Consider the following 13,737-nt stretch of genomic DNA (forward strand, 5'->3'; position numbering starts at 1 on the left):
TTGTGAATAGAATGTTAATTAATTAAAAAAAAATATATTTTTATTGTCTCAATTTGAGAATTAAACAATAACTGTATATGAATGTAAGAATATCAAGAAGTGTAGGAGTGGTTGCCGTCCTCTATTTTACGGCCAACTTCAGTGCCCAGACCACCAAGGCGAAGGACACACTTGCTAAAGAAAACAAAATAGACGAAGTGGTGGTTATCGGTTACGGTACTCAGAAAAAGAGTAATGTGACAGGAGCTATAGCAAGCATTAAAGCCAGCGACATAGAGAATGCACCTACAGCAGGCAGGCCGGAACAGATACTTCAAGGAAGGGCTGCCGGAATTTCTGTCGTATCAAATTCTGGTCAGCCAGGAACTGCCGCTACAGTTCGTGTTCGTGGTATTACTAGTTTTGGAGCCGGAAGTAATGATCCTTTATGGGTAGTAGATGGAATTGTAGTGGATAATATAGGGTGGTTAAACCAATCAGATGTTGAAAATATTGAAGTCTTAAAAGATGGTGCTTCTGCGGCTATTTATGGTGTATCTGCAGCAAAAGGAGTTATTTTGATCACTACTAAGAAAGGTACCAAAGGAAAACTGGGACTTTCCTATAATGGGTTCTTTGGTGTTGGAACTGTTTCTAAAAAGCTGGATCTGCTAAACGGTTCACAATACGCAACGATTATGAATGAGGCATACCTCAATGATGGTTTAAAACCGGTACTTGGAGATCCCTCTTCATATGGAACAGGAACAGACTGGCAAAAACAGATCTTTAACAGCGCGCAGCGTCAATCTCATGAATTCAGTATTAATGGAGGAAATGATAAATCTACCTTTTATTCATCTTTTGGCTATTATGATCAGCAAGGTATTGTTTTAAGAGATATTTCAAACTATAAAAGAGTCAACGCTAGATTAAATTCAACCCATAAAGTATTTGACTTTTTAACAATAGGGCAAACCTTTGCATATACCCATACAAGATCTCAGGGGGTTACGGATAATGGAGAATTCGGAGGGCCCTTAAGTTCTGCGATAAATCTGGATCCATTAACGCCTGTCATAGTAACTAATGGGATAAATAATGAACCTAATTTCAGTGACTACGTTAATAATCCAAACTACGTAAGAGATCCGAATGGAAATCCATATGGAATTTCTCAATACGTAAGTAAAGAAATGAGCAATCCGCTGGCCTTCAGACAAACTAAACTTGGAGGATATAAGTGGTCCGATGATATTATTGCAAATGTATTTGCTGAGCTCAAAATGAATAAACATATCACTTTTAAGTCAAGTGCAAATGGAAAACTTTCCTATTGGGGTGAGCAGATATTTACTCCCACCAATTATTTGAGTACTGCTAATAAAAATGATATCAATAATTTATTCAGACAGACCGATAAAAAGTTTGAATGGAGTACTGAAAATACATTAACCTATCAAAATAAGTTTGGATTACATAGTTTAAATGTTCTATTAGGACAGGGCTACTATGAGTATAATATCTCTTCAGGGCAAAATATAAGATTTACTAATCTTCCTGTCAATAATTGGGAAGATGCGTCTTTCAATTTTGATATTGCTCAGGAAAATAAAACAGGTAATGCCTGGGACGGAAAACAGACCCACAAAGCTTCTTATTTTGCAAGAGTAGTTTATGATTATGGTAATAAATACCTTTTCACAGGGACTATCCGTAGAGATGGGTCTTCAAAATTCGGAGGTAATAACCACTGGGGGAATTTCCCGGCAATGTCACTAGGGTGGAATGTTTCTAACGAAAATTTCTGGCCGGAAAATAAAGTAATTACCAGTTTTAAATTGAGAGGAGGGTACGGAGTGCTTGGTAATGATGCGATAGATGATTTCCAGTTTGCTAACTTCCTGGTTGCTGGAAGCAATTATACATTTGGGGATAATATAATCCGGGTTGGTTATGCCCCAAGTACCCTTGAAAACCCTAACTTAAAATGGGAAAGAACTTCACAGCTCAATATTGCAACAGACATTAAGATTTTCAGAAATTTTGATCTTAGTGTTGACGTCTATCGAAAAAAGAGTACGGATATCTTAAGAAGAGTTGAGCTACCAGGTTATTTAGGTTTAATTAATAACCCGTTTAGAAATATTGGGGATATGAACAATGATGGAGTTGAGGTAAGCTTAGGATATAAAAAGAACTGGGGAGACTTCGGATTTTCTGCGAATGGTAATTTTGCCTATTTGAAAAACGAAATTACAAGACTTGAAGATAACAGACCTTATGTAAACTTTGCCAGTTTCCAAACCTTAGGAACTGTTTCCAGACTACAGGTTGGAGAATCATATGGTTCTTTCTATGGATATAAAAATCTTGGAGTATTTCAAAATCAGGCTGAAATTGATGCCTACAAAAATGCTAATGGAGCATTAATTCAGCCTAATGCAAAACCCGGCGATTTTAAAAGACTTGATGCAAACGGAGATGGTGTGATTGATGAAAAAGATTTCGTAAACCTAGGTAACTCTGTTCCAAAATATACATTTGGTTTAACGGTCAATATGAATTATAAAAATCTGGATTTGATGATTTTTGCTCAGGGACAGGCCGGAAATAAAATTTTCCAGGGACTTAGAAGACTTGATATTCAGGAAGCTAACTACCAAACAGCCATTTTAGATCGTTGGACAGGAGAAGGAACATCCAATACGATCGCCAGAGTTACCAGAAACGATGATAATCAGAATTATACAAGAATGTCAGACTATTATCTTCAGAAAGGAGATTATTTACGCTTAAAATTAGTTCAACTTGGATATACTTTATCTAAAGATGCAGCAAAAACTGTTGGAGCTTCAAAAATAAGATTTTATGTGACAGCAGAAAACCTTGTGACTTTTACAAAATATACAGGGTATGATCCGGAAATTGCAGGTACTGATACTTATGGTATCGATAGAGCTTTCTATCCACAGGCAAGAACTTTCCTTTTCGGAGCTAATGTTCAATTTTAATGACAAAAAAATGAAAAACAAAAGATTTATATATAAAAGCGTAGCTGTTTTATTATTAACAGGTATAAGTTTTGGAGCCGTATCCTGTGATAAAGGAAATCTGGAAGATGTGAAAAATACAGGAACCTTTGATTCAGGTAACTATTTTAAAAATGAAGAACAGGCATTTAGTGGTCTTGTTGCTACCTATGATATGCTGAGAAAATATGCCGGAGGATTTGAAAATATGGTGACCTTTTTTAACGGTGCTTCTGATGATTTCTATTCAGGGGGAGGGAATTCTTCAGACGGTGCGGGAATTCAAGGGTTTTCAAATTATTCAATTAACCCTATTATCATGCCTGCCAGTTATTGGAAAGATTATTACCAGGGAATTGCGAAGGCTAATCTTTTACTGGATAGAATTCCAAATGCCAATATGAATGATCAGACCAGAAAAAGATTCATTGCAGAAGCCAAAGTCTTGAGATCATTATACTATTTTGAACTATTAAGAATGTTTAGAAATATTCCTATGATTCTGAAACCTGTTTTGGCTACTGACGATTTCTATAATATTCCTCAGGAAGATCCTGCGAAAGTATATGCACAGATAGAAGCTGATATTGTTTCTGCTTTACCGGATCTTATGATGGTTCCTTCCGGGGCAAGTGAAAAAGGAAGAATTACACAAGGGACAGCCCATGCTATTTTGGGTAAAATCTATTTATATGATAAAAAGAATGCTGAAGCAGCTGCCCAATTCGAAATGGTAAATGGTACACCAGGACAAACAAGTCAATATGGATACAAATTAGTAAGCAATTTTGCAGATTTATGGAAGGTTGATAACAAATTTACAACAGAATCAGTTCTTGAAGTAATGCATACCAATGTAAGTAATGCAGACTGGCCGTTTTGGGGTTCTGGAAAGGATGAAGGGAACTCAGTGAATGTAATGTTAGGGATTAAATCTTACGGAAGAGTTGCAAACGTACCTAATAATGATGCTCCGGATCTTTATGCAAGCTGGGGATTTAATCCTGTGACCGATGATTTATTTAATTTTATGCAGGGAGATCCTCGTTTAGATGCCACCATATTCAATGGTAAAAAATTTAAAGAAGAAGGTAAGATTACTTACTCTCCAGGATATAAAGATACAGGATATTTCTTAAACAAATATTTGCCTAGAAATGCAGATAAATCTAATCTTCCCGGACCTACAGAACTGAATTTCCGTCAGAATTATATTGCAATAAGATTAGCAGATACTTATCTGATGGAAGCTGAAGCCTTAGGAGGAACAGGAGCAAGAGCCCAGGCTTTATTGGATGCAGTAAGAGCAAGAGTAGGCTTAGCATCAGTTCCTGTTTCTTTACAGGCAATTAAAGATGAAAGAAGAAGAGAGCTTGCAGGGGAAGGACACAGATGGTTTGATCTTGTGAGATGGGGTGATGCACCAGCAAAACTTGGAACCCGAGGATTTAAAACTGGTAAAAACGAAATTCTACCAATTCCATTTAATGAATTAACAAATACCGTTTTAAAACAAAATTCTGGTTACTAAAATATGAAGTTTCACAACTTATATAGTTTCTTTAGAGGTGCCGCACTGCTTAGTGGTGTGGCACTTTTTCCTTTATCATGTACCTCAGTGGCATCCAATAAAGGAAACGAAGTTCAATACTGGCTCACAAAAGGAGATGAAAGTGTAAAATTACAGCAGCAGACTCCCGTTAAATTTGTAAATAACACCAACCGCTTTCAGAATATTGAAATTGATGAGACTCAAAAATTTCAATATGTTGATGGCTTTGGCTATACATTAACAGGAGGAAGTGTTGAGGTAATCAACCGGTTGTCGCCTTCCAAAAGAAAAGCACTGCTTAACGAACTTTTTGGAAATGATAAAAATTCAATATCCATCAACTATTTAAGACTGAGCATAGGTGCATCTGATCTTGATGGTGAAGTCTTTTCATATGATGATCTTCCTGAGGGACAAACTGATCCTTCGCTTTCAAAATTCAGTCTGGCAAAAGACAACGCTTTGATTGGTATGCTGAAAGAGATTCTGACAATCAATCCTTCTATTAAAATTATTGCTGCTCCATGGTCTCCTCCGGTTTGGATGAAAGACAACGGTAAATCAAAAGGAGGAAGTTTAAAACCTGAATTCTATGGAACGTATGCTCAATATTTTGTAAAATATATTCAGGGAATGAAAAAAGAAGGGATTACCATTGATGCTGTAACTCCGCAAAATGAACCCCTGCATCCTGGAAATAATCCTAGTTTATATATGCCATCTGAGCAACAGGGGAATTTTATCAAAAATCATCTTGGGCCGGTTTTTAAAACGAATGGAATCTCCACCAAAATTGTTGTCTATGATCACAATTGCAACAAACCTGAATATGCAATTGATATTTTAAAAGATTCTGAAGCCAACCAATATATTGATGGATCTGCTTTTCATTTGTATGAAGGAGATATCTCGGCATTAAACACTGTGCATGATGCTTTTCCTGATAAAAATTTATACTTTACTGAACAATGGACAGGTTCAAAAGGAACTTTTACTGAAGACCTCAACTGGCATACGAAGAATGTAATTATTGGTTCTATGAGAAACTGGAGCAAGATAGCTTTAGAATGGAATCTTGCCAACGATCCGGAATTTGCCCCGCATACAGAGGGCGGATGTACGGAATGTAAAGGTGCTATCACAGTTTATGATCGTGAAAACTTCACCAGAAATGTTTCCTATTATATTATTGCCCATGCTTCAAAATTTATTCCGGCAGGATCTCAGCGTATTGCTTCCTCCCAAACCGATAACCTTTCCACGGCGGCTTTTAAGACTCAATTTGGGAAAATAGTATTAATTGTTCAGAACGATAATAAAGAAGATGAAAATTTTAATATTAAATTTGCCGGGAAAACCGCTGCTGTAACAATTTCAGGGCGTTCTACTGCAACCTGCATTTTTTAATTTGATACCATGAAAAGAGTATATTTCTTACTGGCATTTTCCGTATTGGGACTGAATGCTTACGGACAAAAAACAATCGATCAGAAAGTAGCAGAACTCCTGTCTAAAATGACCCTGGAAGAAAAGGTAGGACAGATGGTACAATATAGTGGGTTTGAATATGCCACAGGACCTCAGCATTCTAATTCGGCTGCGGTGTTGGACGAAATTAAAAAAGGAAAGGTAGGCTCAATGCTGAATGTTGCGGGATCAGAAGAAACCAGAGCATTTCAGAAGCTGGCCATGCAGTCAAGACTGAAAATTCCTTTATTGTTTGCGCAGGATGTTATCCATGGATACCGCACCACATTTCCTGTAAATTTGGGGCAGGCAGCGAGCTGGGATCTTGGAATGATTGAGAAATCAGAAAGAATCGCTGCAACGGAAGCTGCTGCGTATGGCATTCACTGGACGTTTGCTCCCATGGTGGATATTGCCAGAGATCCGAGATGGGGAAGAGTGATGGAAGGTTCAGGCGAGGATACTTACCTTGGAACAAAAATAGGTTTAGCCAGAATCAAAGGATTTCAGGGCAGAGGTTTGGGAAGTTTGGATGCAGTGATGGCCTGTGCGAAACATTTCGCAGCCTACGGAGCGGCCGTAGGCGGAAGAGATTACAATTCTGTAGATATGAGTCTCAGACAATTGAATGAAACGTATCTTCCGCCATTCAAAGCCGCTGCGGAGGCAGGAGTAGCCACTTTTATGAACTCCTTCAATGATATTAACGGAATTCCTGCAACAGCCAATCAATATATTCAGAGAAACCTTTTAAAAGGAAAATGGAATTATAAAGGCTTTGTCGTATCAGACTGGGGAAGCATCGGAGAAATGGTTCCTCATGGTTATGCTAAAGATGGTGCCGAAGCCGCTGAAAAAGCAATACAAGGCGGAAGCGATATGGATATGGAAAGCCGTGTGTATATGGCAGAACTTCCCAAATTGGTTAAAGAAGGAAAAATAGATCCTAAACTGGTAGATGACGCAACGGGAAGAATTTTAACCAAGAAATTCGAAATGGGTCTTTTCGATGATCCTTACAGGTTCAGTAACGAGAAAAGACAGAAAGAACAGACCGATAATCAGGAAAACAGAAAATTCGGAAGAGAATTCGGTTCCAAAAGTATCGTTCTTCTTAAAAACCAGGGAAATATTCTTCCGCTTTCAAAAACTACAAAAACCGTTGCGCTGATTGGCCCTTTCGGGAAAGAAACGGTAGCGAACCACGGATTTTGGTCTGTTGCTTTCAAAGATGACAACCAAAGAATTGTTTCACAATTTGACGGAATTAAGAACCAGCTGGATAAAAACTCCACTTTATTATATGCAAAAGGCTGCAATGTGGACGATCAGGATAAAAGCAAGTTTGCAGAAGCAATAGAAACGGCGAAAAAAGCAGATGTTGTCATCATGACACTGGGTGAAGGCCATGCAACGAGCGGAGAAGCAAAAAGCAGAAGTAGCATTGGCTTTACAGGTGTTCAGGAAGATTTATTGAAAGAAATTGCCAAAACAGGTAAGCCTGTCATTCTGATGATCAATGCCGGAAGACCTCTGATTTTCAACTGGGCATCCGACAATATTCCTGCCATTATGTACACATGGTGGCTGGGAACAGAAGCAGGAAACTCTATTGCAGATGTTGTATTTGGTTCTGTGAATCCCGGAGGTAAGCTTCCAATGAGCTTTCCGAGAACAGAAGGTCAGATTCCTGTATACTACAATCATTATAACACAGGAAGACCGGCAAAAAATAATACAGACAGAAACTATGTTTCAGCCTATATAGATCTGGATAATGACCCGAAATATCCGTTTGGATATGGTTTAAGCTATACAGATTTTAAATATGCTGATATGGCTTTAAGTTCCACAACTCTTACAGGAAATCAAACATTGAACATCAGCGTTAATGTTTCCAATACAGGAAAATATGACGGGGAAGAAGTGGTACAGCTTTATATCAGGGATCTTTTCGGAAAAGTAGTAAGACCTGTAAAAGAACTGAAAGGATTTCAGAAAGTATTCATCAAAAAAGGAGAAAGCAAAAAGATCGAATTTAAATTGACACCGGAAGATCTGAAATTTTTTGATGATAATCTGAATTTTGATTGGGAAAGCGGAGAATTTGAAATTATGATTGGAACCAATTCTCAAAATGTTCAGACCAAAAGAATTAACTGGACAAAATAAATTGATTGGAATTGAATTCAATAGGAGCGGACTTTAGTCCGCTTAATAAAGAAGTCAGAAAAACTGGCTTTAGCCAAAACTTAATATACATGAAAATCAAATTCAGAAATATAATAAGTATCTGTGCAAGAGGAATATTCTTTCTTTCGGCTCTCAATTGTGCATCACATAAGCCGGATACTGGCAGAACCCTGATCTGGAATGATGAATTTAATGGCAAAGGACTTCCGGATTCTTTAAAATGGAATTATGATACCGGAGGAAACGGTTTTGGGAATGAAGAAGCTCAGTTTTATACCAGAAACAGGCTTGAAAATGCCAGAATGGAAAGGGGAAATCTGATCATTGAAGCCAGAAAAGAAAATTGGGAAAATAATAAGTATACTTCTGCAAGACTTTTAACCAAGGGAAAATTTGCCTTTCAATATGGGACAGTAGAAGTCAGAGCAAAACTTCCCAAAGGTCGTGGAACATGGCCTGCCATCTGGATGATGAGCGAAAATATGAAGAAATGGCCGGATGACGGTGAACTGGATATCATGGAACATGTGGGCTATAACCAAGGGTATATCCATGCTTCCGTTCATACCAAAAAGTACAACCATATCCAGGGAACGCAGAAAACAGATACATTGTTTGTAAAAGATGCCAGTGAAAAGTTCCATGTCTATAAAGCAGACTGGACTCCCGAAAAGATTGATGTTTACATCGATGATAAGAAATTTTTCACCTATGAAAATAAAGAGAAAAGTAATGAAGCATGGCCTTTTGACAGACCTTACTATATCATTTTAAATCTCGCTGTAGGTGGAATGTGGGGAGGACAAAAAGGAATCGATGATTCTATTTTTCCACAGAAGTATTATATAGACTATGTAAGAGTCTACCAGAATAAATAATGAAAATGAGGACCAGACGGGTCCGGAAACAGAAAAAATCATGAGAAAACTAATTGTAAGTTGTTTTGTAATAGGTGTTGTCATCAATGTCAATGCTCAGCATTACTGGAAGAAGAATGCAGGAAAAACAGCTAAAGTAATCCTTACCAACTCAAAAGCAAATGAGAAGATGGTGGATAAAGGAGCTGTTACATTTGAAAAATTCGGGCAGCCTAAAGAAACTGAAGCCTGTATTTTTGTGGCTCCTAATTTTAAATATCAGAAACTGATAGGAATTGGTGGTGCTATTACAGATGCTTCAGCAGAGACTTTCTATAAGATGCCAAAGAATAAGCAAAAGGAAATTCTGGATGCCTATTTTGGGAAAAACGGATTGGGATATACCGTAGTTCGTACCAATATGAACTCCTGTGATTTTTCCAGCGATTCTTATACGTATGTACAGGATAATGATACGTCTTTAAAGACCTTCAATATTGCTCATGATGAGAAATATAAAATTCCTATGATTAAAGAAGCTCAGAAAGCGATAGGAAATGATTTTACCTTTTATTTCTCTCCATGGAGCCCACCGGCATGGATGAAATCTAACAAAAGTTTATACAAGGGCGGAAGATTGGAAAATCAGTACTATCAGACGTGGGCAGATTATTATATCAAATTCATTAAAGAATACGAAAAAAGAGGAATCAATATCTGGGGATTAACCGTTCAGAATGAGCCGATGGCTACCCAAAGCTGGGAATCATGCATCTATACTGCTGAAGAAGAAGGAGAATTCCTGAAAAAGAATCTTGGACCAACCCTTTGGAAAAACGGATATAAAGATAAAAAAGTAATGATCTGGGATCATAACAGAGATCTTATCTACCAAAGAGCAACCACCACATTGAGTGATCCTGAAACATCAAAATATGCTCACGGAATTGGCTATCATTGGTATGAAACATGGAATAACAAAACTCAGCTTTTTGATAATTTAGCTGAAACTCACAGAGCTTTTCCGGATAAATTTCTGGCATTCACCGAAGGATGTAAAGAACAATTCAGTATGGATAAAATCTATGATGTAAGCCTGGGAGAGCTTTACAGCAAAAATATGCTGAATGATTTCAACAAAGGAAATGCACTATGGACCGACTGGAATATTCTTCTGGATGAAACCGGAGGACCTAATCATAAAGGAAATTTCTGCTTTGCCCCAATTATTGCTGATACCAAAACAGGCGAGGTATTCTACACTTATGAATACTATTATATAGGCCACGTTTCAAAATATATCAAGCCAAATGCGCAGAGGATCGGAAGTTCTTCGAACAGAGCAGCTCTTACGTCTTCTGCATTTATGAATGAAAATGGACAGCTGGTAACCGTTATCATGAACGATTCAGATAATGATATTGAAACGAATCTATGGATTGAAGGAATGGCTGCCAAACTGAATGCCCCCGCACACTCTATACAGACCGTAATTTTATAATTTCATATTAACATTATTTTTGACAGAATCGGCGGCCTCGAAGAGGCCGCCGATTCGCATTATTCGCATTTAAAATATCTTTAGAAACAGGTAAACGTTATTGCACCGAGAATTTTCCGGAAATAGTTCCGTTACTGTTTTGAGCATTATAGAAATAAATTCCGGTTCTCATTCCTGAAGTTGAGATGATTGTTGTACCCGCTTTCGCCTGTTGGGATTTTATTATTAATCCTTCCGCGTTAACGATCTTCAATTCATAGTTATTTCCGTTTTCTGGAAGACTGATGGTAAGATTTTCACCTTGTTTTACAGGATTAGGATAAGCGGTAGAAGTCATTTCCTGTTTTGCAGACATCTTGGATGCTGTTACCTGTTCAAGCACCCACTGATGATTTACTCCAGCGGTACCGTTTATATCCTGATCCCAGATGTTGATATTAGTACCCGAATTTTGTGAATTGCCGGGATTATCCATGGCTTTCATATTGGATAATGCGGTTCCTATGACAAGCGTATTTGAGGTATAAGGTCTTAATACCCATTGTTGATTGTTGCCGCCGTGTTTAGGATATTGTACCAGCGTAGTGCCGTTAGTTATATTGGATCCCGGAACATTAATAGCTAACCCGGAAGCACGATTGATAATAATATAATTATTTCCGGTTTTTTGAAGTTTCCATTGTTGAGCCATATTGCTGTTAAAAGGGTATTGAACCATTTTAGTATTGGATGCAGTGCTGTAATTGGCAGGACTGATGTATTGGCCGCTTCCCACACATTTTATTCGGTAATAAGCATTTGGATCAATAGTTGGTGCAGTTACAATACTGCTGATCGTTAAATTATTATACCCGAAATTCGAAGTTTGTTTAAAAATATCTTCCAAAACAACACTCACATAGTATTTTCCCGGTTGTGAATTTGCAGGAAGTGGTACCTGAGCACTTCTCTGATCAGGACGAATACCTGTGACCACTGCAACGGGAGTGTAAGAATTTGCCCAGCTTGCTTCAGTATATAATGAAACTTTATAAGTAAGCTGCGGACTTGTAGTTTCTGAGTTAGTCCAATTGACATTCACCGAATTGTTAGAGGTATTGTAAGATGGAGTGACGGTTGTTACAGTCACAGGAGTCGTTGTTGAAGGTTTAGTACCATTCTGAGTAATTCCGTTAAATGTTACCGAACTACCAGCAGGTGCAGGAGCAGTTCCACATGAAGTTACTTTAATTGCTGTGTTGTTGAATGCTGTTGCTGCTCCCCAGGAACCGGTTCCGGCAGAAGCGGTATATCTTGAAGGTTTAGACCAGTTTCCCTGTGCATTCATGCTCCAAAAATTTCTGAAATACCCGCAGCGGGTTGCCTTGCTTGCTGCTGTATTCCAGTTTTCGACAAAACCTCCCAGTTTGGTTCCTGTGAATTTTGCATCGTTTTCAGGAGTGATAATCGTAACATAATGTTTCCATTTTCCGGTGCCGTAATCAAACATAAAGAACCCGATTCTGGTTTTTCCATCACCGGTAGACCATCTTCTGACAACTGTAGCGTACCATATTCCTGGCGTCCATGGCATAGGATTATCCGTATGAAGACCTGTTCCTTCTCCTCCGAAACCATCTACAAAAGTATTCGGAGCAGTATATTCTGTAGTACACTGAGGAACGTTGGCATCCTGCAGATCCCACATAGAAAAAATGTTATTGTAGATTTCGTTTTGTTTGTACTGAATTCCAGCATATCCGCCCCGCGGACCCAAAGAAAAATTCAGCGTAGAGTAGTAGGTATTAACCTTTTTACAACTGTTGTCTGCCATCACTTCAGAATACCAGAGTTCTCCGGAGTTCGTCATATCAAATCCTTCAAGATAAGGACCCCAGCTTGGGCAGGTCTGAGCTTGGGAAACATTGAAGAGTGAAGATGCAGCAATAAGTACTGTTGCAGTGCAAGCTTTAAATTTTTTTTCCATAAAATAGGTTGTTTTGGTAATACTAATTTATGGATATTTTGAAGTATTTGTAAATAATTTATATTAATCTTCTCAAATATTAATATAAATATTTTTATTTGCCTGTATTATTAATATGTATTTGTTTATGGTTGTGAAAAATCAATGCATTTACAATGCATTGATTATATTGAATAGGATTACTCCTTTATTGTATTGAAAAAAAAACTGCTAATTATTCAGCATCATATTTGTTTACGGTCGTAAAAAAAGCAATGCATCATAAATGCATTGCTTGTATTGAATAGGATTACTCCTTTATTATATTGAAAAAAAAATCTGCTAATTATTCAGCATCATATTTACTGATTACTCTCTGAGTAACTCCTGAGCTGCTGAAACCTCCATCATGGAACAGGTTCTGCATGGTCACTTTTTTAGTAAGATCAGAGAATAAAGTTACACAGTAGTCTGCACATTCAAGAGCGGTAGCATTTCCTAGCGGAGACATATCTTCTGCATATCCAAGGAATCCTCCGAAACCTTTCACACCACTACCAGCAGTAGTCATTGTTGGAGACTGAGAAACGGTATTTACACGTACTTTTCTTTCTCCCCAATAGTTTCCGAAAGTTCTTGCGATGCTTTCAAGATACGCTTTATTATCAGACATATCATTGTAATCCGGGAATGTTCTCTGAGCTGCAATATAAGTAAGTGCCAAAATGCTTCCCCATTCGTTCATACAGTCTTTCTCCCAGGCTACACGCATTACTTTATGGAAAGAAACAGCGGATATATCCCAGCCTTTTTCCAACCAGTCGTAATTCATTTCTGTATAGTGTTTTCCTTTTCTTACGTTGATAGACATACCGATAGAGTGAAGGATAAAGTCAATTTTTCCAAATTTTGCAACAGCGGCATCAAAAAGTTTTTCAAGATCTTCTATAGAAGTAGCATCAGCACCTATTACTTCAGAACCTGTTTTTTCTGCTAAACCATTAAGTTCTCCCATTCTCAAAGCAATAGGAGCGTTAGATAAAATAAATTCAGCACCTTCCTCATGGCATCTTTCAGCAACTTTCCATGCGATAGATTGTTCATTAAGGGCTCCAAAAATAATTCCCTTCTTGCCTTTAAGTAAACCGTATGACATAATTTTTTAATGTTTATTATACTACAAATGTAACAATAATTGTGCTTATGGCATA

Annotated in this window: 8 protein-coding genes; 6 read left to right on the forward strand and 2 right to left on the reverse strand. The window is 37.7% G+C overall.

Annotated features, from left to right (window positions below; genetic code table 11):
* The first annotated feature begins 77 nt into the window (after window positions 1–77).
* The 6 genes from C8D70_RS00185 to C8D70_RS00210 all read left to right on the forward strand — a co-directional run bounded on the left by C8D70_RS00185 (window position 78) and on the right by C8D70_RS00210 (window position 10,581).
* Window positions 78–2,993, forward strand: coding sequence for a SusC/RagA family TonB-linked outer membrane protein (locus tag C8D70_RS00185; RefSeq protein WP_110365995.1), 2,916 nt, complete (start codon window positions 78–80; stop codon window positions 2,991–2,993).
* Between the two features lie 10 nt (window positions 2,994–3,003).
* Window positions 3,004–4,542 carry a RagB/SusD family nutrient uptake outer membrane protein gene (locus tag C8D70_RS00190; protein WP_110366361.1) on the forward strand — a complete coding sequence of 513 codons (1,539 nt, stop codon included), beginning with the start codon at window positions 3,004–3,006 and terminating at the stop codon, window positions 4,540–4,542.
* Between the two features lie 3 nt (window positions 4,543–4,545).
* On the forward strand, window positions 4,546–5,970 hold the full coding sequence (locus tag C8D70_RS00195; protein ID WP_110365996.1) for a glycoside hydrolase family 30 protein: 1,425 nt from the start codon (window positions 4,546–4,548) through the stop codon (window positions 5,968–5,970).
* 9 nt (window positions 5,971–5,979) lie between these two features.
* Complete coding sequence (locus C8D70_RS00200; protein ID WP_110365997.1) at window positions 5,980–8,202, forward strand: glycoside hydrolase family 3 N-terminal domain-containing protein; 2,223 nt, start codon at window positions 5,980–5,982, stop codon at window positions 8,200–8,202.
* 89 nt (window positions 8,203–8,291) lie between these two features.
* On the forward strand, window positions 8,292–9,101 hold the full coding sequence (locus tag C8D70_RS00205) for a family 16 glycosylhydrolase (protein ID WP_110365998.1): 810 nt from the start codon (window positions 8,292–8,294) through the stop codon (window positions 9,099–9,101).
* A 40-nt stretch (window positions 9,102–9,141) separates the two neighbouring features.
* Complete coding sequence (locus C8D70_RS00210) at window positions 9,142–10,581, forward strand: glycoside hydrolase family 30 protein (RefSeq protein ID WP_110365999.1); 1,440 nt, start codon at window positions 9,142–9,144, stop codon at window positions 10,579–10,581.
* 97 nt (window positions 10,582–10,678) lie between these two features.
* Here the strand turns inward: C8D70_RS00210 and C8D70_RS00215 are convergent, their stop codons facing one another.
* Window positions 10,679–12,547 (reverse strand): DUF3472 domain-containing protein, encoded by a 1,869-nt coding sequence (locus C8D70_RS00215; RefSeq protein ID WP_110366000.1) that lies wholly within the window; start codon window positions 12,545–12,547, stop codon window positions 10,679–10,681.
* Between the two features lie 325 nt (window positions 12,548–12,872).
* A complete protein-coding gene (locus C8D70_RS00220; protein ID WP_062670284.1) occupies window positions 12,873–13,682 on the reverse strand; it encodes an enoyl-ACP reductase in 810 nt (269 codons plus the stop codon).
* Window positions 13,683–13,737 lie beyond the last annotated feature (55 nt).

Source organism: Chryseobacterium sp. CBTAP 102 (assembly GCF_003201365.1).
Lineage (GTDB): Bacteria > Bacteroidota > Bacteroidia > Flavobacteriales > Weeksellaceae > Chryseobacterium > Chryseobacterium candidae.

What these genes read in the sequence shown, in the direction of transcription:
- C8D70_RS00185 (WP_110365995.1), top strand. Translation starts at nt 78, where the DNA reads ATGAATGTAAGAATATCAAGAAGTGTAGGAGTGGTTGCCGTCCTCTAT.
- C8D70_RS00190 (WP_110366361.1), top strand. Translation starts at nt 3,004, where the DNA reads ATGAAAAACAAAAGATTTATATATAAAAGCGTAGCTGTTTTATTATTA.
- C8D70_RS00195 (WP_110365996.1), top strand. Translation starts at nt 4,546, where the DNA reads ATGAAGTTTCACAACTTATATAGTTTCTTTAGAGGTGCCGCACTGCTT.
- C8D70_RS00200 (WP_110365997.1), top strand. Translation starts at nt 5,980, where the DNA reads ATGAAAAGAGTATATTTCTTACTGGCATTTTCCGTATTGGGACTGAAT.
- C8D70_RS00205 (WP_110365998.1), top strand. Translation starts at nt 8,292, where the DNA reads ATGAAAATCAAATTCAGAAATATAATAAGTATCTGTGCAAGAGGAATA.
- C8D70_RS00210 (WP_110365999.1), top strand. Translation starts at nt 9,142, where the DNA reads ATGAGAAAACTAATTGTAAGTTGTTTTGTAATAGGTGTTGTCATCAAT.
- C8D70_RS00215 (WP_110366000.1), bottom strand. Translation starts at nt 12,547, where the DNA reads ATGGAAAAAAAATTTAAAGCTTGCACTGCAACAGTACTTATTGCTGCA.
- C8D70_RS00220 (WP_062670284.1), bottom strand. Translation starts at nt 13,682, where the DNA reads ATGTCATACGGTTTACTTAAAGGCAAGAAGGGAATTATTTTTGGAGCC.